Annotated in this window: 1 protein-coding gene; it reads left to right on the top strand. The window is 64.3% G+C overall.

What is annotated here, in order from left to right; all coding sequences use genetic code 11:
• Window positions 1-248, top strand: a 248-nt coding sequence (locus HMPREF2924_RS21845; RefSeq protein WP_177344963.1) for a toxin co-regulated pilus biosynthesis Q family protein, incomplete at its 5' end; no start/stop codon positions are given.
• Window positions 249-294 lie beyond the last annotated feature (46 nt).

The following is a 294-nucleotide window of genomic DNA, read 5'->3' as shown; positions in this document are numbered from 1 at the left end:
CCTGGTCAGCCGAGACGGGATCAACCCTGCGCGACACCTTGGAAGCCTGGGCCAAGCGCGCACGCTGGACGGTCCGCTGGGAGCCGCAGGATCTCAACTATCCGATCGAAGCTCCCCTGAGCTTCCACGGCTCCTTCGAGGACGCGGTATCCGAGCTGTTCCCGCTGTATGACGCTGCCGAACGGCCCTTCCTGGTGAACGCCAGCCGGCCGCAGTCCCTGATCATCATCAAGGAGCGCAAGAACTGATGCGTGCCCCCCTGAAGAACCTCTTGCCTTGCCTCCTGATCCCCGC

The organism is Pseudomonas sp. HMSC063H08 (assembly GCF_001813645.1).
Lineage (GTDB): Bacteria > Pseudomonadota > Gammaproteobacteria > Pseudomonadales > Pseudomonadaceae > Pseudomonas > Pseudomonas aeruginosa.
This window is presented reverse-complemented; position numbering and strand designations above follow the sequence as displayed.